Below are 22170 nucleotides of genomic sequence, written 5' to 3'. Positions count from 1 at the left end.
TCGCCGGCGATGAGGACGGAGCCGCCCCGGTACGAGATCCGAGCGGCGAGGCTCACCGCGTTCTTCTGCTCGCTCGTGCTCGTGAGCCCCCAGTCAGGCGGCGGCTCGGGGGCGCCGACGAGGAAGGTGACGAACGACTCGCCGTAGCGGTAGGTGGCCCCCGGGGGAAGCTCGGTGTGCTGGAGGTTGACCTCCTTGAACTCCCCCGCCAGGGCGCGCGCGGTGATCGTCGAGTCGAGGGCCTGCCACGTCTTGCTCGCCCCCTCCGAGAACCCTGTCCGCACGACGCGTCGTACGCGGCCCCGGTAGGCGTCGAGGAGGGAGAGGGCGTCGTTGAGGTGGTCGAAGTCGGGGTGGCTGATGACGAGGAGGTCGATCTCCTCGCCGTCGGGCACGATCTCGCGGACGCCTGTGAGGACCGGGTTGCCCGGGAGGTCGTCGCCCGCGTCGAAGACGACGTAGTAGTCACCCGGGAGCGCGGCGACAACCGAGAGGGCCTGCCCTACGTCCAGCACGCGGATGAGCGCGGTGCCGTCGGGGAGGTCGGACTGCGCTCGGGAGGCGGGAGCGACGAGCACGAGCGCCGCGAGGACGAGCGCGGTAAGGCGGGGGCTGTACATGGGGTGTTGGGGGTCTATCGGTCGATGGGTTTCGCGGGTCCACGCCCCTCCCCCCGCTCGCGTAGCAGTGCCACGGGATCCTCCTTGAGGCGTGCCCAGAGGGGTCCGGCCTCGGCGAGGACGCGCTTCGCCTCGGCGTGCTCCTCGTCCGCATCGCTGGAGGCCCTGTCGCTGGGTGAGGGCCCGTAGCCGTAGGTCTCCGCGAGGAACTCCAGGATCGTAAAGCAGGCGGTGGCCTGCCCGCACGCGACGAGGTCGCGGAGGTCGTCTTCGCGGTCGAACCAGAGCGTCGTCCCGAGCGCGTTCGAGCGCCGTGCCAGCGCGACGAGCGCGGCGGTCGGTTCGAGCTCCGGGTGATCGCCGTAGAGGGTGGGGCGGTTGCGGCCGAGGTCGTAGATGAGGTTGAACGCCACCCTGTCCTTGTACCCTTCGCCCTGGGACAGCACGGCCTGGATGAGGCCGCGGATGCGCTTCATGAAGACGTTCGCCGTGAGCGCCGTGAACGAGCCCAGGCGGCTGCGCACGAGGTGGACGAGGTCCCGGATGCTCACTTCGCGGAGCGTGGGCCACGGGTCCACGCCGGTCTCGTCGCGCGCGTAGCGCATGAGGTCGCGTGCCTTGAGCCCTGCGAGGACCACGAGGAGCGCCGCCACGAGCGCGAGCGCGATGGGGACGCCGTAGACCAGGAGGTCGTGGCCCCACGCTATCCCGCGTGCTTGCACCTCGCGCACGAGGTCCACCCCGAGGCTCCCGAGCGAGAGTGCCGCGACCACGAGCAGGGCCGCAGCGAGACGGGGGACCGCTTTGAGCGGGAGACCGCCCGACTCCTCGGCCTCCGTCTGGGGGGTGTAGAACGCCTCGGACCCGCGCTCGGGGCTGCTGTCGGAGACTAGGAGCCAGCCGAGCTCTATGCCGCTCCGCCTGTAGGCGGTAGTTACGCCGTCGACGCCCTGGTTGTCGTAGACCCCGCCGTCCATGAGCGGGAGTAGGGACCGGTAGCCGTCGCCGAGGGCGCCGCGCACGGCCGGCAGCGGCTCCGTCCACGCGAAGTCGTCCGGGAAGAGGATCGGCTCGAACGCGATGGGGAAGCAGGACGACGCCGCGACGACGTCCGCGAGGCGGATCTGCCGCCACAGCGGGTCGGGGATCCGGAGGTCGCCGCTGCTGCCCACGTGGCCCGGCGCTCGGCGGCTGGTCTGGAAGCGGAAGGCCCGGCCGCCCCGGAACTCCGTCGCGCTGAAGATGAGCTCGTCGGGCGTCTTCGGACTGCCCGCCAGGTCCCCGAGCGTGGCGTCGCCGACGAAGTTGTCGTCGGCATAGACGGTGGCGGCGGCGCGGATGAGGCTCGGGGCGGGGTGGCCGCGGTGCTCGCCCTGCCCGGGCGCCGCCGGAACCTCGTGGAGCCGGTCGAAGGCCTCCGCGACGACGTTCCGGGTCCGGAGCGCCTCGTAGAACCCGTAGTAGAACGCGCCGAAGGGCTCGTCCCGCGTCCGGCTCAGCGCGTAGGCCGCCCCGACGATCGTCCCGCCCGAGATGGTCGAGAGCGTGCGGATGCGGTCGGCGAGGCCGAGGCGGGTGAGCACGTCGAGCACGCCGAGGTGGAACGCGGCCGCGCGGTACCCGCCCCCCGAGAGGCAGAGGGCGAAGTTGCCGGCGAACGGGTCGGCGGCTAACGGGGCGGCCTCTAATGGGTCGGTTGCCAGCAGGTTCGGGAGAGGCTGCGTGGGCTGCGTTTCCATGGGTCCACCAGGTCGTGAGTGAGTGGCGGCGCTGCGATTCTCCGGCTTCAGAACGGACGAGGCGGAGAGGCACGTGCAACGTCTCGATGGAACGTATGCGACCAGGGTGCCGACTAGCTAACCTATCGTCATTTATACCCTGGGGGTAGCCTACGTGCTGATGGGCTCCGTACGCATCACTCTCCTAGCGCAAAGCCGAGGTTCACTACCGGAACGGTGCGCTCCATCTCCAACGCCTCTACATCGCTCAGGGCCCGGAGTGTGCCGTCTACCACGCCGTGATACGTGTTGCCGCGCACCATGCGGATGGCCTCCGCGATGACGATGCTCGCCACGGCAGCTCCAACGAAGGATGCGCCGACGGCTCGCCCGGCCAGCGTAACGAGCCCGCAGGCGTCGAGGTCTTCGTGGAGGGCGCGGTACCCTTCGGGGAGTTCGTGTGCTTCCCGGAGCGGGGCGACATCCCCCTTGCCCCAGCGCTCGCGGGCCACCTGCGGGCCGGGGAAGGTGTGAACCTGGAACGCCAGATACTCGCTCGTCCCGGCGCCGAGGCCAGCTTCGATGATCCGTTCAAAGCCGGCCTCTTCCAGGGCTGCGCGCGCTGCCGCGTTATCTACCCCGCAAAGCGCCAAGCCGGGCTCGCGCTCACCTCGCCGAAGCGAACTCGTGAATCGCCGCTCCGTGACCGTCGTGCGGAAGCCACGCTCCTCACACCAGGCCGCCATCGCTCTCGCTTTTTTCTGTCCGAGCATCGCCCTTGTCGTGAGCGGTGACGTGCTGAGGTTAGCGTCCACCAGAACGTCGTCGTCTTGGAGGACTAGTTCGACGGTGCTTGGGTCTGCGTAGGGCAGGAAACCCAGCACCCACAGGAAGGCCTGTCCGAGGTGGCCGAGCCCGATCAGCCAAAGGTGGTTGGGGAGCCAGTCCAGCGGAGGGCCGCCGGCGGGCTCTAGCCAGTCGTGCCCGGGCTCCCACAGCGACAGGCCGGCCGCGCGCCGCCCAGCAACCGGAAAGCCGCGCACGTTCTGAAACGCTTCCGATACGCCGAGGGCACCGCAGAGCACACCGGTTACAACGTTCTCCTTCTGCTCGGGCAGGCTCCGCTCGTCGTCCAGTGGCACCACGCCCCCGCACCATCCCTCGAATGTGACGCGGATCCTCACCTGACCTTCGGGTACATCCCCCGGCGTTCCGAAGCAGAGCACTGGCATCCCAGGGGGTATCTCAACCATTAACGAAGCGCCGAGGTCGCGGATCGCATCGGCAAGCGTGCTGCACCCCTGCCACGGGATGAGGAGACGAATGTCGGTGCATCCAGCGACGAAGACGCCGCCGAGGAAAGCTCGGGCCCCCGTGTTCACGGCCGTGAGGACGGCGGCCTGAAGCGTCGGCGAGTGCTCGACCTCCGGGCCGAGTGCCAATGCGAGCCGATAGCCCTTGAACATCCGCTCGGCCTCTTCGATCGTGCTCGCCTCGCCGGAGTCGAGGGCTAGCTTGACGGTCCTGTGGAGGCGATCGCCTAGGTGACTGGAGTTCATCGCTGTTCGCTCGTTTAAGCCCAACGGCTGACATAGAAGTACCGGAGCGCGTCTCGGCCGCTGTGGTTCGACCACTCGCCGGCGCCGAGGTATTCGTAGATGCCCACGTTCGCCATCTCCTGGCGGATGGGAGGACCCTGAGCAAAGTCAGGGATGATGAGGCCGACATGGCCGCTCCGCGCGATCATGGGATGATCGCGGTCGAGGCCGCTCTGGCGTGCCGGTCCAGGGTGCGTATGCACGTCGGCCACCACCTTCCAGCCCGTCTGACGACAGCGCTCCCACAGCGCGGGGTACGCCCCTCCGTCGAAGGTGATGATGCCGGTGTCGAGGGCGTGGGGGTCGAGATCGTCGTAGTAGACGAACTGCTCGATCACGCGCCGGTCGCCGTCCTTCCAACCGAGGAGGAACGCGCCGCTCTCGCGGTGGCCGCCCCCCCGGCGGCGGAGCTCTTCCCACCCCGCCTGCCACACGTCGGGCCGGCAGCGAAGCCGGTGGTCAGGTGCCGCGACGGCCCGTATAGCTCGCCGAATCCAAGAGGTCATGGAGGATACCGAGGAAGAACGTGATGTCCTTGCGAGGCGACCACAGCAGCGACGGGTGCTGCGTCCGCCACTGGTCGTGCCCTTGTAGCGCCTGCCGGTCACACGGGAGGTACATCGCATCCTTACGCCACCCCGGATTAAAGGCATGAGCGACGCGGGAGTCTGGCGTGCCCGCAGGCCAGTCGGGTGGGGACAACGAGGCGGCCGTGTCGACATCCCAGGGCGCGCAGGTGGGCGCTTGGTTCGGGTACCCGGCGAGGTCGAACTGGAAGGCGTACTCGTCGGGGGCTCCGTCTCGAGGGGCCGCGCGGACGGTGACGACTGCCTTCGGCCATTCGACCGAGATCATTCGCCACCGTCCGCGAGCCTCCCCGCTTCGGAATGCCCCGCTGCCGAGGTGATCGAGGAAGGCCCGCTCGTCGGGCGTCATCGGGCTGTTCATCGCTTCAGCCCTGGACGCGCCGCTTCAGGATGAGGTCGAAGCAGAGCGCCGCCTCGGGGCCGCAGACGAGCGCGCCGAGGTGCGTGTCGAGCTCCGGGCGGTCGTCCGTCCCGCACAACTGGAGGGCGTACTCCTTCGCGTCCGCGGGGCTGATCTCGAAGTGCTTCGTGGCGCGCTTTAGCACGTGTTTCGCGCGCTGGGCCGGCGCGAACGGGTGCCGAAGCGCGTCGCCCTCGAACTGGACGGTGACCGCGATACGGCGGCGGCGACCTACGTGGACGTTGGTACGCGCCCCGATGCCCGCTTCGCTTAGCGAGAGGTCAGCGTCGAGCGCGTCCTCCGCATCCTCGACGAGCAGGTCCGCCTCCTCAACCTCGATCCCCTTCTCACGGGCAGCGGTGAGCAGGTCGCGAACCGTGCCGCTCGCTGGCACCTCCACCACCTCCACGGCGCGCCGCCCCTCGCTTTGGATAAAGACTTCGATCTTGTTCATGTTCGTGCCCCTCTGAGGCTGTCTGTGTTCGATAGGACGGGAGCGCCCTATCACTTACCCATTCGCTCCCGGGGGCCACGACCGGAAAGGGGCGTGCGACAAAAAGTGCCGCTCACACGGGAGGCGGAGAAGCCTCAGGCCGGACAGATGAAATAGAACGGGCAGACGGGGCACTCCCGATCGCTGGGGTTGGCGGGGAACTGGCCGGCGGCCACTGCGCCGATCGCTTCGCCGTACTTCTTCAGCCGATTCTTCCGCTTGGCGTCGGTCATCGGGAGCGGGACCTGCTCCCCGTCGGCGAGCGTCACGGCGCGCACCTCATAGGCATCGAACAGCTCCGAGGCGGCCGTATGGTAGAGCGCATACTCGTCTTTGTCGGCCTCTACTTTACTGGCGCGGCCCGTCTTCCATCGCTCTATTACCGCCCCATCGTCCGTCACCCGCACCGCGTCGGGGCGGACGGTCACGTCTCCGAGATCGAGGGACAGCGTCCATTCCGGTCGGAGCACGATTCCGACGAAGTCTTCGGAGGGTTGCGTGAGCACGGCGTTGACCATGCGATCAGCCTCAACGCGGAACAGGCTGCCATAGGGACTCTGAGCGAGCACGTCTTCCCCCCAGGCGTCATCTAGCTGAGCACGCACGTCATCATATACAATGGAAGCTCCGGTCGATCGGTCTTCGATGATCCCGCGAATGGTCCGCCGAACCGCACGGTGAAACGCCAGGAAAGGCGACGGCTCAGCCCAACTGCTCAGACCAAGCACGCGCTCGTAGTAATACCGACGGGGGCAGGTCATGTACGTCCCGAGATCCGTGTTCGAGAACGGGCCTTCTTGGAGGCCTCGTTCCTCCATTGCTGAAGGTTCGGGATCGGCCGCATCTGGTTCGTCGGTCCACGTTGCCCCCCCATCGTAGGGATACGGAAGCCGAGCGGCGACGAGGGGAAGCAGGACGGACGGATTCCTGTTCGTCTTGAGGTAACGGTCGGCTCGCGAGAGCAAGAGGGTATCGCGGGCCCGAGAGATCGCCACGAAGAAGAGGCACTCCTCCTCTTCGTCATGCACGTCCTCCAGCGCGGCATCGATCAGCCCGACTGGCGGTGGGCACGGGCCAGGCCGATCGGTGGAGGGGAAGTAGGTTTTAGCTAGCGCCGGGACGTACACGGCCTCGAACTCCAGCCCCTTGCTGGCGTGGACCGTGAGGAGCCGTACCGCGTCGATGTCATCGGCCCATTCGGGCACCTGCCGAATCTGGCGGTCCTCGCTTTGCTTGGCGAGCCGACGGACGTAGTGCAGGAATGACCGCCGGGGATGATTGGGGGCGGCCCCTTCGCGCTCACGGTGGCCGTGAGCGAGTGCGAGGAGCTGGAACAGGGCCAGCCGTTTCTGCTGATGCTCGACCTCGTTATTGGCTTCGAGGCATTCCAGGTACCGGCTCCGCTCGAAGAGGTGTTTCGCCAGGAGGTCCCACGTCGGAACGTTGGGATGCACCCCATAGAGATGGTCCCGGAGCCGCGTGAGACCTAGCGCTCCCTCCGGGCTGAGTCCCTCGATCCGGACCGCCTCCGCCAGCGAAGAGAGCGGGTAGCGCCGCTCCTCCCTGGCCCACGCAACCACACGTTCCACGTCATCGAGCGGGATGCGGTACTCGGGGAACGTGGCGACGCGAACGAGCCCGTTCCACCCCCCATCGCAGGTGAGGCTGACAAGGGCGAGCATGTCCCGCACCTCGGGTCGTTCGAAGACATCGCCAAGGTAGAGCACGGGCACCCCCTCCCGCTCGAGGAGCCGGGCGTATCGTTCGAGCAGCGTGTGGCTCCGACAGAGCACGGCCTGATCGCGATAGGCGACTCCCGCCTCGTGCCGCACGTCGATGAGCCGCGCGAGGCCGAGCCCTTCGGCCTCCATCGTGCTCGCCACCTCCATCCGGATCTCTCCTGGCTCCTCGTCACGGTCGGAGGCCCAGGGTTCGAAGGCTTCAGCGGGTGCCGCATTCATCTGCGGGGCGAGCTCGGCCACGGTGGCTACGATGCGAGGCCGGGAGCGGTAGTTCACCTGGAGCGGCATGATGGTCGCCCCCGGATAGTCCTTGCCGAAGCCCTTCACGTTCTCGGTCGAGGCGCCCCGCCAGCGGTAGATCGCCTGGCGCGGATCGCCCACGACCCACAGCCCGGCCCCGTCGCCGGCGATAGCTTTGAGGAGCCGCGCACTCGCCCGGTTTACGTCCTGGTACTCGTCCACCAGCACGTGTGGGTAAGCGTCCTGGAGAGCGCGGCAGAGGTCCGCGTGCGCCTCGTCCTCAAGTATCAGGACCGTCCGATCGATGAGGTCTCCGAAGTCGAGCGCGCCCTCACGAGCGAGGAGATCTTGGTAGACCGCGTAGACGTGGGCGACCTCCTGCGCCTTTTCGGCGCGCTCGATCTCATCGTCCGTCGTGGCCGCGGCCCGCATCCGGTCTGCGAGCTGGGCATACCCCGCGGGACCGACCACCTCGTCCTTAGCACGAGAGATAGCTCCCAGGATCTTGGGAAGATGCAGTCCGGGATCGGGGAGGTTCCGGTAATGGTAGAGGTCCAGGTCGACGATAACGCCCTCCATCAGCATTGAGGCGTCGACGGGGTCGAGCACGCGGGGCGCGATCGGCAGGCCGGCGCGCTCGTTGTGTTTGAGCAGGAGTTCCAGGCCGAACGCATGGAAGGTCCCCATCCAGATCCTGTGTGCCTCGCTGGGGAGAACCCGGCCCACCCGGCTCCGCATCTCCTCGGCCGCCCGGTTCGAGAAAGTCAATGCGAGAATGCGTTCGGGATCGACGCCCTTCTGGACGAGGCGGACGGTGCGGCCCGTGAGCGTACGCGTCTTGCCGGTGCCAGGGCCGGCGACCACGAGAACAGGCCCCTCAGCTTCGGCCGCTTTCTCTTGGCTGTCGTCGAGCGCGCCGGGATCGTCCCTGCTTCCCTCCTCCCCCGCTCCCTCGCGTGCGCGATCGTCGTCAAGCGATTCCGCAACGAGCAAGGCCCGGCTGAGCTGATGCAGGACCATGCTGAGGCTGACGCCCACCCGCGCTGCGACAGCGCTGGCGGTTAGCCCGTCCGCCGTCCACGTTCTGAGCGCATCCGTGGGTACGAGGAACTCCCGGGCGAACACGTTCGCTTCCCGCTCGTCCCGCTCGCGGGGATTGTAGCCCTCGATGCGCGAGACCCCACCGACCTGGCCTTTGTCCTCCGAAGCCCCCTCGTCGATCTCCTGGGCGAGGCACCCGTACCCCCCCGTCTCCAGCCACGCGTGGGCGAACTCGTGGGCCTGGTAGAACCACTGCGTCTCCTGGGACACGTCGGCGTTGTACCAGACGACATTGCGTTCGCGGTCGAGCTTCGCCTCCCCGCCGTCGAGGAGGGGGTTGTCGGCTTCCACGCCACGGCGGCGGAAGCCTGTGGTCCGTTCGGCTGCAGCCAGGAGCGCGTCAGCGGAGCGGTCTCCCTTCGTTTCCTGCAGCAGGTCTCGATGCCGCTTTCGAGCGGCGCGGCGGACGTCGTTCCAATGATGCATGAGCGGTCTTCTTTTTACGTAGCTGGGTGATCTTCTTCGTCGCGCAGGGCGAGCCATTCAGCCTTAGCCTCAGGCGTCATGCCCTTAGCGTCGCGCACGCCGTCGAAGAAATCTTTCGTCCGGGCCTCCGGTTTGCCCTTCGACTTAGCGGCTCCGACGGTCACGTAGGGGGGGCGGCAGACACTCTGGTCGAGCCTCCCGATGAGGCGCGAATCCGGTACATCGGGAGCGCAGACGTGCCGGGCCAGCTTCCTCATCGTCCGGTTCCGCAGTTCCGGCGTCTCGAACGTGAATCCACCTGAGGCGAGGTTTACAAGCACCGAGTAGTCGAGCCCGGACCGGTCCTCGAGTTCGAACAGGTCGGTCCCGCACTCCTCCAGGATCGCCTCCAGCGACAAGGCCGGGACGCCCGAGTCCACGCCGGCCGGGGTGGTCGCTACAGGTTCGGGAGCCGGAGGCGCGGTGGTTTCCTCGTCCTTGGCTTCGGGTTCATCGGAGGGCGCGGACTCCGCCAGGATATCTTGAACGATCCCGATCCCAAGCGAGACGTAGGGGTCGTCTTCGGTCACGTCCTCGTGCTCCGTCCGCTCGAACGCGCTCCACCGGACCGTGAAGTCGGCGAGTTCCGCGCGGTACTCCGGGTAGCGGCGCACCCATTCGTTGAGGGACTCATAGCTGGGGCCTTCCGCCGCGTATTGCTCGATTACCTCGTCGAGCGAGGGGCGGGGAGCCCGGGTCGGGTTTGTGAGCGTGGTCATTAGAGGTTTGGGTTCTCGGCTAGAAGTTTTTCTGCCTTCTTGAGCCAGTTGTAGATGGTCTTCGCCGGCTTGCCGTAGTAGTTGCTTAGCGTCACCTTCTCGGGGTCCTCCGATTCGATCTGCCAGCCCTCACAGTGCCGTAGCACAAACACATCCCGAAGAGGACGATGTGTCGCGTTCGGTAGCACGTTGACGGCAGCCAAGGCTTCGCTGAGTTGGTCCTCACCGAACTGTCGCAACAGATAGGTTTCGGGGTAGGGCTCAGCCGAGAGGGTTTCCCATTCATCAAGAGGTACGAGGGTGCCCTCGTCCCCATCGCCTATCCCATGCCCCGCTACGTCGTTGAGCTCAACAGAGCGGTGGTCGCGCTTCTTCATCCTTTTCGAGTGACGGAGCACCGTATAGCTAAGGCGGTGGAGAGCAGGCCAGAAGCGAACCTGAAAGAAGTCCGCTTTGTCGCTGCTCAGATCGAGCAGGCCGCCGGAAGGCTTCCCCCGTCCTTCTGGCCGCACACCTGCCAAGACCCCCGTGATTACGTCGCGGAACGCGTCGTTGAATCGGTCCGTCCCCTCGTGGAGCCCGTAGGACTTCAGCCACTTCTTGACTGATCCGGTAATTCTCGAAACGAGCGCCTCGCAGAGATCACCGACGTGATCACTCTCGTCACCCGCGTGGTAGTGACGAATCAGGAATACCAGGGCCTCCTCTTGTAGAAAGTCGGAGGCGTCGGAGTCCCGGATCGCCACCCGTTGGCGCAGAAGCGGCCGACTCAGAGTGAGTGCGGCGCGAATCTGGCCTTCGACTTCCGCGCTGCGGCGGTAGTCGTTCCGGGTGAGTGGGGGGAGTCGTAAGGGGGGCGGTTTCTCAGTAGCAGAGGCTAGGGTCATCGGTTCTTCGGGATGGGGTGTATGCCGGCACTCCGGTCATTCGCCCGGCCCCCGACGAACCGGAAACGCCCTCCTCATTTTTTTTCGAGACGCTCGATGTGCGCGCCGAGCTGACGCAGTGTTTCGAGAACCTGTTGCTCGATGACGGCTCGCTGGATCCCGTCCTTCGCCTCGACCTTGAGTTCGATGGTGAGGGCGAAGTCGCCAGCGGCCTGGGTGAGGGGGCGGAACACGCCGCGGTTGAGGTCGGCGATCTGGCTCACCCTTACACCGGAGAAGCGGAGGTCGAGACGCTGGTAGGACTTCAGGTTCTGCGGAGGTACCTCTGCGATCGAAGGGCTGGGGGTCGCTGTCGCGTTTGCCGTGTCCACCTCGGGCTCTAGTGTGCCTCCCGGGCCATCGCCGAGGGGAAGCTCCGGTTGGGCTGCCTTCGCCTCTTTCTTCAGGGCTTCGGCGGTCTCGGCGGGCAGGAGCACGTCGTCTTCCGTGAGCGTGATGGCGCTCGACGCTACGCTTTCCTCGAAGCGCACGCTCGCGGGCACCACCCCGTCAGCACCCTGGTGCCCCAGACCGAAGGTGCCGTTCTGGACGCCGGCGGCCACGGCTTCGGAGAGGAGCGAGGGGTCGGGCAGTGCGGGGAGGCCGGGGTCCTTATAGAACTGCTCCAGCACCTTATCGAGGGAGACGGGCTCGCCCACGCCGAGGAACTTCGTCTGGAGGTAGCGGGGGCTGGGGGGCTGGCGGAGGATGTCGCCGCGCGAGGGGTCCGCCAGCTCAGCGGTGTACCACGAGTCGAGGTTCTGGCGGCCGACGGCGGGCTGGCCGAGGTCTACCGTTTCCAGTTCGCCGTTCGCACGGGGCACGGCCGCCGTGCGGTAGAGCTCGCGGACCTTGAGGGGGAAGCCCTCCTCCAACTCACGAATCCGCCGTTTCACCTCCGCCCGCTTCTCCTGCATGGCGGGCCGCTCGTCGCGGGCGATCTCCGGCTCGATCTCCTGGAGGGCGAGGAGCTCCCGGACGGCGTCGGCGATGCGGGCGTAGGTCTGGGTGTCCGGGAGTGCGAAGAAGAGGGTGTTCTTGTAGACGCGGAAGCCCTCGCCTCGGCGCTCGATCCACCCCTTCAGCCGCTCCGGGTCCGTCTCCCCCTCGGGGTCCACGACGACAAGCTTGAGCAACGTGTTGTCCGAGACCGATTCCCCCGAGCGGGGCCAAGCGATGCATGACAACTGCGTCCCCAACTCCCGCTTGACGCGCTTCTCCAGCTCCTCGCGCACTGCCGCGGGTGACTGCTGCACCATCCGATCCAGCTTCATCCGGTTGAGGTTCGGCACGTTCGAGAAGTAGACCTCGTCGCCCCGCGTCGAGAGGTACCACAGCTCCTTCTTCTGCTTCTCCAGCACGTCCGTCACGAGCGAGGGAATCGTCTCGGGCCGGACGACGGCGAGCTTGACGTACGGGAGCGTGGCCCCCGCGTGGGCCTTGTCGGCCGTGAACGAGTGAAGGAAGACGGCGGTCGCGTTCCGTTCAGCGAGGTGCTTCCAGCCACGGTTATCCTCGTCGAGCGCCTGGCTCTTCGCCTCGGTGCCGGCGACGTCGCTCCCGATGACGCTCTCGTACTGGCTCCCGATGTGCTTGACGAACTCCTGCCGGATCGTCGAGCGCTCCAGGCTGATGTCGCCGGGGAGGATGAGGTCGAGGTTGGTCTCGCGCTGGTAGAGGTCCTCCACGACGTTCGCGAGGAGGCGGAGCACGCCCCGCGTGCGCTGGAAGGATGGGAATGTCCCCCACTTCTCGTAGAGGATGTCGACCACGTCGGGGTGGAACGGGTAGGCCAGCACCATCTTCCGGCGGTAGTCGGCGCTGCGGACCTTCTGGGGCAGCTCGTCGCGGTGCTCGGCGTAGGTCGAGACGTAGGCGTCCACGACGGCGCGGACAGCGGCCTCGTCCTTCACCTCGTCGAAGAGGCGGCGGCGGATGATGGAGTAGACCTCCTCGCCCTCGACGGGGGTCTCGATGCTCTCGACGCGGCCGAACACCTTTTCGAGCTGGGCGAGGTTGTGCTGCTCGGCGTCGCCGAAGTCTTCGAGCTCGCTCGACGGGAGCGTAGCGACGACGAGTCCGCGGTCGAGGACGGCCACGGTGTCGGTGAGGGCCTTGAGAAACTTCAGCGTCTGCGCACCGAGGGTCTCGTCCCCGGCCTCGACGCTCCGCGCTCCTACGACGTATTCCAAGAGTTCGTCGAGGAGGATCGTGAAGGGCTGGAGCCGTTCCAGAACGGGGTGCAGCACGTCCTTGCCGGGCGCCACACGCTGCCGGTCGTGCTCCTCGACGGCGCGGTACGCCTCGGGGCCGCCGAGTTGGTAGAGGAGCTCGCCCCAGAGCGTTTGCCGGTGGACGCCGTCGGTGTCACGGCCTTGGAGCGGGTCGAACCCGGTGCCGACGACGGCGGCCACGTGCGCGTCGAGTGGAGCCACGCCCTCGGGGAGGAGCTCGGCGATCTCCTCTCCGTTCGTGAGGTAGTGCCACACGAGGACGAGGGCGTGGGTCTTGCCGCCGCCGAAGGGGGTCTGGAGCTGGACGACGGCCGGACCCTCGCCCTTCGAGAGCTTGGCGTGGACCTTCTCCAGGAGTACGCTGAGGGCGCGCGTGAGGTACGTCTTCCGGTAGAAGGCGTAGGGGTCCTGGTAGTCCGGCTTGGCGCGGCCGGCGGCCACGTCGCCGAGGTCGGCGGCGAAGACGGACTCGTCGAAGTGCCCCTTGCGGATATCTTCGTGGGGGGCGATAAGGTCGAACCAGTTGCGCATCGGCGATTCCTATTTAGGTCTGTCTGCTTTGCTAGGAGCGGTCAGGCTGGATGAGACGCTCGACGATCATCTGCAGTAGAGGGAGCGCGTGATTGAGCACCTGGTGGTCGTTTGCATCGTCAGCCCGCTTCCCCCCGTGGAAGGTGTTGTTGCGCACCGTGTAAAGAAGAAAAAGGATCTGATGGGCAAGCTCGTCTCCGTCCTCTACCGTACCTCCGTGTCGGACGTAGCGCTCCCAGGCGGCGGTCGCGATGGGACTCCATACGGGATGCTCACGGCTGACCGTATATCCCACGTTGACCACGCCGTTGAGCCGCTGCCCGAGGCTGTCTTCTTCGATGGTCTCTCCACGCCAAATCGGCGTTCGCTCGACGAAGAAGCGTGTGCTCTCGTGATGGATGAGCGCTTCCTTTAGGTCGTCGGGAAAGTAGGTCAGCACTCGCTCAAGCTGTGCCCGCTCCGGGGCGTGCTTGACTCTGGGCATCACGTGCCCCGCAACCGTTATCGTTTGGACCTTCCCGTTCCTGTGGCGCACTTCGGGCGGCTCCTCTGCCGCCGTCAGCGTGGTGTACACGTTGTTGAAGGCGATCCAATAGCACATGTACGATTGGAAGGGCCGCGCTCGCTCATCGCTTACTCGCCCAATGAGCGCGAGCATGGACTGTGCGACAGGTACCTCGTAGGGCTGGAAGGGAGGAGGCATCGGTTTAGCCCGTATAGTCCATCTGGAGTTGGGTCCCCTTCGCCGGTGTGTCGGCGGCTTTCTCGTACTGCGTGCGGCCGAGGAGGAGGCCTTCGAGGAGCTGCTTCTCCTTCTTGCCGGAGGGAAGGCACTCGGCAATGGCCTGCCCCAGCTGCCAGAACGCCCCGCTCCGGGCGTAGCCCGTCTCATAGAGGTGCTGGCTGAGGGCGTCCTTCTGTCCCTTCTCCCAGAGCGCGCAGGCCCGGTGGAGCGCATCCACCATGTTCACGGGCTTCTTGACCGTGCGCTCGTGCGGTCCGAGCACGCTGATCTTCGAGCCACGTTTCTTGACGAAGCCTCCCTCCTCCCAGAGGCGGTCGAGGTTGACGCCCTCGGCCGTGGCGATGCGCCGGGCGTCGTCGTACTCGACGGTGTTGTCGAGGAAGGTCCAGCGGTAGGTGAGGTAGAACTGCGCCTCCTTATCGATCCGCTCAGTGCCGGCCCCCTTGAGGAGGCGATGGACGAGGAAGTCGGTGGCGACGGAGCGGATGTACGTGAGGAGGTCGAGCACCGAGATGACCTCGCCGCCGACGGTCTCGACGCGCTCGTAGCGGGAGTACGCCTCCATGCCGGGGCCGATGGCCGAGATGAAGAAGTCGCCGCCGGCGATGCCGGCCGCCCAGAACTGCGCCAGCTTCTCCTCGACACGGGCCTTGACTTGAGGGCGGACGGCGTCCCAGAACCCGAGCGGCGCACGCTCCGCCTTCCGGCAGACCATGTAGATGGACGAGGCCAGCGCCGCAGAGCGGGCCGCGAGCAGGCGTTCCTTTCGTTCAGTGTGCAGTGGCCACGACCCTGTGACCACAAAGCCTGCCTGGACGAGCCCGTTGAGCATGGTTTCCCAACCCTCGGTCGTAGTGTGGGCATAGACGATCACGGCGACTCCACCGGGGCGGAGCACGCGGTGCATCTCCTCGAACGCCTTCGAGATCTGGTCCTCGAAGAAGGCGCGGGCATCGTCCTCGCTAGCGTGGCGTGAAGTCTGCATGACGGCCTCTTCCACCTTTGGAACGAGGGGCGTCGAGAACAGCTCAGGCATCTCGTCCTCAAGCGCGCGCTTGAGCCAGACGTAGAAGTAGTCCGAGATGTCCGCGTAGGGGACGTTGTCGTAGTAGGGCGGGTCGGTCAGGACCGCGTCGAGCGAGCCGTCGGGAATCGGCAGGGCCGTGGCCGTGCCATAATTCATGTGGACGGGGGCCGCCGCGCCCCATTCGTTGTTCCGGATGTATCGGAGGACCCAGCCCGTGTGCGAGGTCCACTCTCCTCCAGCGCCACTAAAGGCGTTGTTCTCGAAGTAGTCCCATGAGATCGGGAGCGCCTGCCGGACGAACGTGTGTGCTGCGAACTCACCAGCACTGACCCATTGAGTCAGATTCGAGGTGTAGTCCGCCATACGGCTGAGGATGATCGCCAGATATCCCTGGACCGCCAGCGTCACGCCCTCCAAGTCCGGGGCGTTGGGGATGTCTGCGCACAGCGCCGCGCAGTCGTCCTTCACGGCTTGCCGCAGGATCTTCAGCTTCCAAAGAAGCGTCACGAGTACGAGTTGCTGACGCTTATTGAAGAGGTCGCTGAACCGGGTGAGCCCGAATCGCGTCAGGCCCGAGAGCCCCCGAGCATTGGCCGACGGCCGGTCGGGGCTGATCGGCTCATCGGGGAGCGGGCTACCCAAGAACGGCCATGACTCGAGTGACAGCTCAAGGTGCCGGACTGCTGCGTCGAACACGTCGCGGTCGACGTCTGTGGCGAGCCGGTACTTCTTACCAGTCTCGTTGGGGTGGTGGAGGATGGCAGCGATCATCCGCTCGCCCATGAGACCGTCGAGGGCCAGGGCGCGCACTTGCTTGTTCTTGACGATCTGGTGGCACACTGGGCACCGAGCGTTCCCATTTGAGACGGTACCGCCCGAGGGGTCAAAACCCTTCCCAATCGCTGCTTCAAGGGCACCGCCTTCGAGGAGCTCGAAGTCCACACGGTGGGCCTCCGGGTCAGGCACCGGGCGGTATGCGATTCGCTTGTCCTTCTTCTTCGAGAGCCAGAATTGGCCGGCTAGCGGGATGTCAGTCCCGCACGTCGGATTCTGACACGGGACGGTGCGCGACCAGAGGAAACCGACCGGAATCCACCCGTCCGCATTCTCAATGTCTCGCTTGCCGACGAGACCCGCGCCGGATTCCGCAGGGTAGAACTGGCCAATCTCGCTGCGAGCCAAGTCGAGGACCCGCTGCGACCACTTCTCGACCAGGTATGCGAGGAGGTTCACCTTCTCGCCTCCCTTCTCCAGCGACGTGAGATCCCCATCTTGGGCATCACCCCTTGGCAGCGTTACCTGCATTCCGTACGCCTGCGGCCACTCTAGTGTCGCTCTCTCTACAAATACCGCGACGGGGTTGTAGTCGTTCGCGTAGGTCTCGCACCCGAGCCTGAGCGCTTCTAGCGGGATGGACCCTCCGCCTGAGAAGGGGTCGATGACCATGGGCGCACGGCCATACTGCTCACGCAGCATCTCGCGCGCTTTGAGAATGACTGCGGAGTTCCCATCTTTTACGGCATCCCACGGGGTGATCTGCTCGATGAGCTTATTAATCTCGCGTCGGCGCTCCGGTTCGTGAGGTCCCGGATCGTCGATCAGCGCCGCGAAGGCGGTCGCTCGCGACGAGGCCAGAGGCCGTCGTGCCCACCACAGATGAAGGGTGGAAGGGTGACCGTGACGGATGCTCTTTTCACGAGCGGACTCCTCCGAGATCTCTTCCAGCGGGAGGTCGTATTCAATAAAGCGTTTCGTCACAGAATCAGTTTTCAGGGATTAGATCGTCGTACGCGTCGAGTTGCCGCTTCTCGGTGTGGAGGCTCATTTGGAAGTCGTCGGGCCATTCGGCGGCGGCCTTCTCGCGGATGCGGTGGAACACCTCGTCCGGCACGCCGCGTGCGTTGCCCCGGCCGAGGTCTGCGAGGGCCTGCCGCTGCTGCTGAAAACCCGAATGCGCTCGTCAGCCATCCCCGCCCTCGAACCAGTTCTCGACGTGGAGGCTGTCGTAGCCTGCGAAGTCGCCGGTGTTGCGGGTGACGAGGATGAGGCCACGTGTGGCAGCCACGGCCGCGACCATCCCGTCGAGTGCGGGGCGCGGCTGCCCTTGCGCTTCGAGGCGTGCGCGCTGGCGCGCCAGCCACTCGGCAGCGGCCGTGTCGAACGGGAGGACGGGCATCGCCGGACGCACCACGTCGAGGAGGTAGTGGGCCAGGAAGTCCCGCCTCCGCCCGGTCGGCATCCGCTCCAGCCCGTAGAGCAGCTCGTGCCATACCACGCTGGGCATCGCCATCTCCTGCGCGTGCGACACGTAGCGCGCCTGCACCTGGGGGGCCGGTCTCTGCCGCGCCGGTTCGGAGACGATGTTGCTGTCGAGGAGGTACCGGATCATGCCCCCGCCTCGTCCTCGAACGGCGAGGGCCGGCCGGGGCTCTGGTCTCGCAGCCCCTCGAACACCTCGTCGAACGATGCGTCATCGAGCGGCGAGGGGCCGTGTTTCTTGAGGAACGACTCGTAGGCATCCGTGAAGCTCGGCCGCGCCTCGTCAAGCGCCGTCTCCAGCAGGCGGATCGCCTGCTGGTTGAGGCTGCGCCGCTCGGCCTCCGCCCGTTCGCGGAGGCGCGTCATCACGTCGTCGGGAATGCCTTTAAGGGTTAGCGAGGCCATGGGTGCCACCGTTTTGGTTCCGTTTCGGGGAAGATACACTCATCCGCCTCGCCTTACAGCGACGCGAGCCACTCCCCGAAGTGGTACTCGGCAAGCGATTCCCGAAGGTCCGGCGTCAGCGGCTGCGCTTGCAGGCTCTCGCGCTCCCAGTCGATCTTGTTCGTCAAGCTCATCATGTGGTCCGTTCCATGTATCAGAGCCTGCACGATCTCCTCAGGCTCGATCTCCCGGCCATGGGGGAGCCACCTCTCGATACCAGGGAAGCGGTCGGAAACTTCGCGGACGGGGTCCTCAGGGAACGTTCGGAAGTCCCGGATCAAATCTGCCAGCCGGTCCTCGAGTCGGATTTGATGCTCGGATGCGCCGTTCAGGGGACGCTCGGGCGGGAGGTAGACGGCCAAGAGCATTCGCTCGGCATCCTGGACCGTTTGCGGAATCCAGATCCACGGCTCGGGGTTCTCCTGTGCTCGCCACTTCTTCTCGGGGATCTCGAAGCCGGTGGCGAAGATGTCCTCGCCCTCGACGAAGCGCGAGGCGGGGTCCGCGATCCGCGTGAGCGTCGGCGCGTCCGACGCCGCGGCGGTGACGACGTAGAGCCAGTAGTGCTCGCCGTACTTCCGCGCCTTCATCCACTCGTTCCTCGTGATCCGGATGGCCCCGGTGCGCGCGCGCGCTTTCACCTCGATGTAGCGGACGCCCTCGATCACGCCGTCCTCGTTGATGCACGTCGAGCGGAGGTCGAAGCCGCCGTGCTTCGCAGCCGAGACGTCCTCGACGGTCCAGCCCTGGGCCTCCTCGTATTCGGTGGCTACCCGCATCCCGACGAGCTCGATCTCATCGTCGCGCGTCATGGGGAGGTCGCTGGCTCCCCCCTCGCCTTCCGGCTCCTCCTCGTTCCCCCCGGCGGCTACGGGCATCGGCACGAGGGCGGCCACGCCGAGCACGCGGGGCTCGTCCACGATCACGTTCCGCTCCAGTCGGATCTCCCGCTCCAGCTCCTCCTTCCGGCGCCGGAGCTTCTCCAGCACCCGCTGCTCGTTCCCCAGCGGGAGGGCCACGTCGTCGCCCGCATCCTGGCGCGCCTCGTACTCCATGATCTTCCCGTTCGACTCCTGGACGAGGACGTCGAGCGAGCGGAGCCCGTAGCGCTCCTTGATCTCCGCGTCGTGGTCGCGCCGGGCCGCGATCTCCTCGCGGTACGGGAGGAGCACCTCGCCGATGAGGTAGTCCTCGATCCCGCTGCGGTCGCCGACGAGAGCGCGGACCGACTCCGGGAGGTCCGCGTCCGGGGCGGGTTCCAGATCCCAGAGCACCGCCGGGTTCGTAGCCTCGACCGTTCCGTCCGGGCGCTGAAAGAGCGCGAAGACCCGGCGGCCAGCCGGCTGCCCGGTCCCGTCGCGGACGACGCCTTCGGCGAACCACAGCGCGCCCTCCCGCCCCACCGTCGGGTCGGCGAAAGCCGCCACCCCCGCCCCGGGCTCGCCAAACCGGCGCAGCACGATTTCGTTGACCGCTTCGAGGAGGGGGTGGCCGGGGGCTACGAACTCGAAGGTCGTGTCCTTCCGCGCCACGTCCTTCTCGAACGTGATCCGTCGGTACTCCCGGTGGACGCTGCCATAGCGCGTGCGGAAGTCGGGGTCCTGGTTGAGGTCGCGACACTCGGCCGGCACGGCATCCACGCGGTAGCCGCCCTCGACGGGGGTAAACCGTCCGCCCAGGCGCTGGATTGCCCGGAGGAAGAAGTCGCCGACGTACTCCGGCACGAGCCGGTTCTCGGCGGCCTCGAGCTGCTCGCGGAGCAGGCCCGTGTAGTCGATGTGGCGCGTAGCGAGCGACGACATGAACACCCGTTCGAGCACTTCGCCCGTATGGGCCTCGTCTACCTGCTCGATCACGTGCTCGATCTCCTCCATCCGTCGCTGGCTGAAGACGGCCTCCTTGAGGAGCTGGCCGAGGTCGGTGCCGGGGATGATCTCGTTGATGATGTCGAAGACGCGGTCGGTGCCGAGGGCGTCCTTCATAAGCTCGAGCTTCTCGAAGAGCCGCTCCAGGATCTGGCCCTCGCGGGTGCCCCGCGCCACGAGGTTCCAAATGAAGACCTCGCGGTCCTGGCCGTAGCGGTGGATGCGGCCCATCCGCTGCTCCAGCCGGTTCGGGTTCCACGGGATGTCGTAGTTCACCATCCAGGAGCAGAACTGGAGGTTGATCCCCTCGCCGGCGGCCTCCGTCGCGACGAGGACCTGGTGGTCGTTGCGGAAGGCGCGTTCGGCCTCGATCCGGGCGTCGAGGTCCATCCCGCCGTGGATCGTCCCGACGCTGTAGCCCCAGGCCCGGAACTGCTCCTCCAGGTAGGTCAGCGTGTCCTTGTGCTCGGTGAAGACGAGGAGCTTCCGCCCGTCGAGCTGGCCGAGCACGTCGTCCTTCAGCTTCGCCAACTTGCTCTCCTCGCCGGCGGCCTTGACGGTCTCGGCCTGTGCGATGAGCCCGTCGAGCTGGTCGATCTCAGCGTGAACGTCGCCGATGTTCTGGGCGATCGTGAGGTGTTCCAGTCGCTCCTCGATCTCCCAGCGCTCTTGCTCGGAGAGGTCCTCCAGGTCCTCCGGGTTCATCCGCCGAGCGGCCTCGTACTCCGCGTCGCCCCGGATCTTGTCGGGGAGGCGGAGGAGCTCTTCCAGGCGCTCGCGGCGGCGCTGGAGCGAGCGGAGGATGGCGTGGGTGCTGGAGGAGAGCCGCCGCTGGAGGATCATCATGGCGAAGGCGATGTTGCGGTTCGCCTTGGCCTGGTCGTAGTAGTTCTGGACGTAGGAAGTAACGGCGTTGTAGAGCTCCATCTCGTTGTCCGTCAGCTTAAAGGCGACGGTTCGGACGTGGCGCGGGGGGAAGATGAGCTCCCCGTCGAACGTCCGCATGTCCTCCTTCAGCCTGCGGATGAAGAGCGGGTTCTCCTTCCGCTCGACCGACTCCTTCAGGAGGTCCTTCCGCGCGAAGAAGCCCGGGCGGAGGAGGTCGAGGAAGAGTCGGAAGTTCTCCTCGTCGCCGCGGTGCGGGGTGGCGGTGAGGAAGAGGAGGTGGTCGGACTGCCGCGAGAGCACCTCGCCTAGCTGGTAGCGGGCGGTCTTGTCGATCTTCGTCCGCTCCTTGCCCTCGTAGGCGTAGGCGGCCATCTTGTGGGCCTCGTCCACGATGATGAGGTCCCACTGCGACCCCTTCAGCATCGCCTTGAGGTCGTCCTGCTTGAGGAAGTCGAGCGAGGCGATGGAGAGGGGGAACTCCTCCCAGACGTTCTCGCCCCAGTGGGCGCGGATGACGCCGCGGTCGACGAGCCGGAACGACGTCCCGAACTTCTCCTTCATCTCGCGCTGCCACTGGTACTTGAGGTGGCCCGGTGCGACGATGAGGACGCGCTTGACGAGCCCCCGGTACTGCATCTCCTTGAGAATGAGGCCCGCCATCACCGTCTTTCCGGCCCCAGGGTCGTCGGCGATGAGGAACCGCATGCGCGGCATCTCCAGGGCGTGGTGGTAGACGGCCTCGACCTGGTGCGGGAGGGGGTCCACCTGGCTCACGCTCACGGCCAGCATGGGGTCGAACTGATAGGCCAGCCGGAGGCGGTTCGCCTCGATCTGGAGAAAGAACGCCTCCGGGTCGCCCGCCTCGACGGTCGCTCCGGCGCTCACGACCTCGACCTGGGCGAGCTGCTCGTCGGTGAGCCGCAGCGGCCGGTACTCGCCGGTCCCGTCGAGGGTAACCTCGAGGAGGTAGTAGCCCGCGCGGGGCTCGAACTTCTTCACGCGTGCCGTGGCCGGGAGGAAGTCGGCGCGGATGAGCTGGTTCTCAGCGAGGGGGGTCTTCATGGATCGGGAGGGTGTACGGGCTTAACGGCGTGGGTCTTCCTCGCTATTCGCGGCGGCGATGCACGACCGGAAAGCTACAGCCTAACCTCGTAGGTAGCCCCCCATCCATTTCCGGGCACGGAAGAGGTCGGTTCTGACACGAGGGTTGGCACCCCTCCTGCCGTTTCTCCCGGCACCGATCCCCTCTCCCCTGCTCTTAGCGTGCCCCCCGTGCCCCCTCCCCTACCCCAACGACGTGCAGATGGCGCGCTCGGCGATGCCCTGCGTAGCGCCCCGCGCAGGCTGTTCTGCCTCGTCGACTGCTCGAACTTCTACGTCGCGTGCGAGCGGCTCTTCCGGCCCGATCTGGGGGGCGTGCCCATGGTCGTGCTCTCGAACAACGACGGGTGCGTGGTGGCGCGGAGCGAGGAGGTGAAGGCGATGGGGGTGACGATGGGCGCGCCGTTCTTCAAGGTGCGGGAGCGGCTCGAAGCGGAGGGCGTGGCCGTGTTCAGCTCAAACTACGC

17 protein-coding genes are annotated in these 22170 nt (G+C 66.6%); 1 reads left to right on the top strand and 16 read right to left on the bottom strand.

Annotated features, from left to right (window positions below; all coding sequences use genetic code 11):
• From ABJF88_14315 to ABJF88_14240, 16 genes are all read right to left on the bottom strand, one after another.
• On the bottom strand, positions 1-620 hold a 620-nt coding region (locus ABJF88_14315; protein MEP0548106.1), incomplete at its 3' end, for an MBL fold metallo-hydrolase.
• A 14-nt stretch (positions 621-634) separates the two neighbouring features.
• Positions 635-2359: a patatin-like phospholipase family protein gene (locus ABJF88_14310; GenBank protein ID MEP0548105.1), complete on the bottom strand. Its 1725-nt coding sequence runs from the start codon at positions 2357-2359 to the stop codon at positions 635-637.
• Positions 2360-2535: 176 nt separating this feature from the next.
• The gene (locus ABJF88_14305; protein MEP0548104.1) at positions 2536-3897 is read right to left on the bottom strand and encodes a thiamine biosynthesis protein ThiF; all 1362 of its coding nucleotides are present in this window, start codon (positions 3895-3897) and stop codon (positions 2536-2538) included.
• A gap of 14 nt (positions 3898-3911) precedes the next feature.
• Positions 3912-4442, bottom strand: a complete 531-nt coding sequence (locus tag ABJF88_14300) for a hypothetical protein (protein MEP0548103.1) — start codon at positions 4440-4442, stop codon at positions 3912-3914.
• Positions 4396-4884: a hypothetical protein gene (locus ABJF88_14295; GenBank protein MEP0548102.1), complete on the bottom strand. Its 489-nt coding sequence runs from the start codon at positions 4882-4884 to the stop codon at positions 4396-4398. The genes ABJF88_14300 and ABJF88_14295 overlap by 47 nt, the downstream gene beginning before the upstream one ends.
• A gap of 4 nt (positions 4885-4888) precedes the next feature.
• Positions 4889-5377 carry a hypothetical protein gene (locus ABJF88_14290; GenBank protein MEP0548101.1) on the bottom strand — a complete coding sequence of 163 codons (489 nt, stop codon included), beginning with the start codon at positions 5375-5377 and terminating at the stop codon, positions 4889-4891.
• A gap of 134 nt (positions 5378-5511) precedes the next feature.
• Positions 5512-8925, bottom strand: coding sequence for a UvrD-helicase domain-containing protein (locus ABJF88_14285; protein MEP0548100.1), 3414 nt, complete (start codon positions 8923-8925; stop codon positions 5512-5514).
• 14 nt (positions 8926-8939) lie between these two features.
• Positions 8940-9683: a hypothetical protein gene (locus ABJF88_14280; protein MEP0548099.1), complete on the bottom strand. Its 744-nt coding sequence runs from the start codon at positions 9681-9683 to the stop codon at positions 8940-8942.
• Positions 9683-10570 carry a hypothetical protein gene (locus tag ABJF88_14275; GenBank protein MEP0548098.1) on the bottom strand — a complete coding sequence of 296 codons (888 nt, stop codon included), beginning with the start codon at positions 10568-10570 and terminating at the stop codon, positions 9683-9685. Before ABJF88_14275 ends, ABJF88_14280 begins: the two co-directional genes overlap by 1 nt.
• 74 nt (positions 10571-10644) lie before the next feature.
• Positions 10645-13374: a DUF499 domain-containing protein gene (locus tag ABJF88_14270; protein MEP0548097.1), complete on the bottom strand. Its 2730-nt coding sequence runs from the start codon at positions 13372-13374 to the stop codon at positions 10645-10647.
• Between the two features lie 31 nt (positions 13375-13405).
• Positions 13406-14077 carry a hypothetical protein gene (locus ABJF88_14265; protein MEP0548096.1) on the bottom strand — a complete coding sequence of 224 codons (672 nt, stop codon included), beginning with the start codon at positions 14075-14077 and terminating at the stop codon, positions 13406-13408.
• A 4-nt stretch (positions 14078-14081) separates the two neighbouring features.
• Entirely contained in the window at positions 14082-16904 is a 2823-nt protein-coding gene (locus ABJF88_14260; protein ID MEP0548095.1) for a DUF1156 domain-containing protein, read from the bottom strand.
• Positions 16905-16908: 4 nt separating this feature from the next.
• Entirely contained in the window at positions 16909-17037 is a 129-nt protein-coding gene (locus ABJF88_14255; GenBank protein ID MEP0548094.1) for a hypothetical protein, read from the bottom strand.
• A gap of 69 nt (positions 17038-17106) precedes the next feature.
• Complete coding sequence (locus tag ABJF88_14250) at positions 17107-17535, bottom strand: type II toxin-antitoxin system VapC family toxin (protein ID MEP0548093.1); 429 nt, start codon at positions 17533-17535, stop codon at positions 17107-17109.
• Positions 17532-17810 carry a hypothetical protein gene (locus tag ABJF88_14245; GenBank protein ID MEP0548092.1) on the bottom strand — a complete coding sequence of 93 codons (279 nt, stop codon included), beginning with the start codon at positions 17808-17810 and terminating at the stop codon, positions 17532-17534. Before ABJF88_14245 ends, ABJF88_14250 begins: the two co-directional genes overlap by 4 nt.
• 53 nt (positions 17811-17863) lie before the next feature.
• The gene (locus tag ABJF88_14240) at positions 17864-21664 is read right to left on the bottom strand and encodes a helicase-related protein (protein ID MEP0548091.1); all 3801 of its coding nucleotides are present in this window, start codon (positions 21662-21664) and stop codon (positions 17864-17866) included.
• Positions 21665-21946: 282 nt separating this feature from the next.
• Here ABJF88_14240 and ABJF88_14235 point away from each other — a divergent pair.
• On the top strand, positions 21947-22170 hold a 224-nt coding region (locus ABJF88_14235; protein MEP0548090.1), incomplete at its 3' end, for a hypothetical protein.

It is taken from the genome of Rhodothermales bacterium (assembly GCA_039944855.1).
Classification (GTDB): domain Bacteria; phylum Bacteroidota; class Rhodothermia; order Rhodothermales; family JANQRZ01; genus JBBSMX01.
Note: the sequence above shows the minus strand (reverse complement) of the source record. Positions and strands in the feature narration are given on the sequence as shown.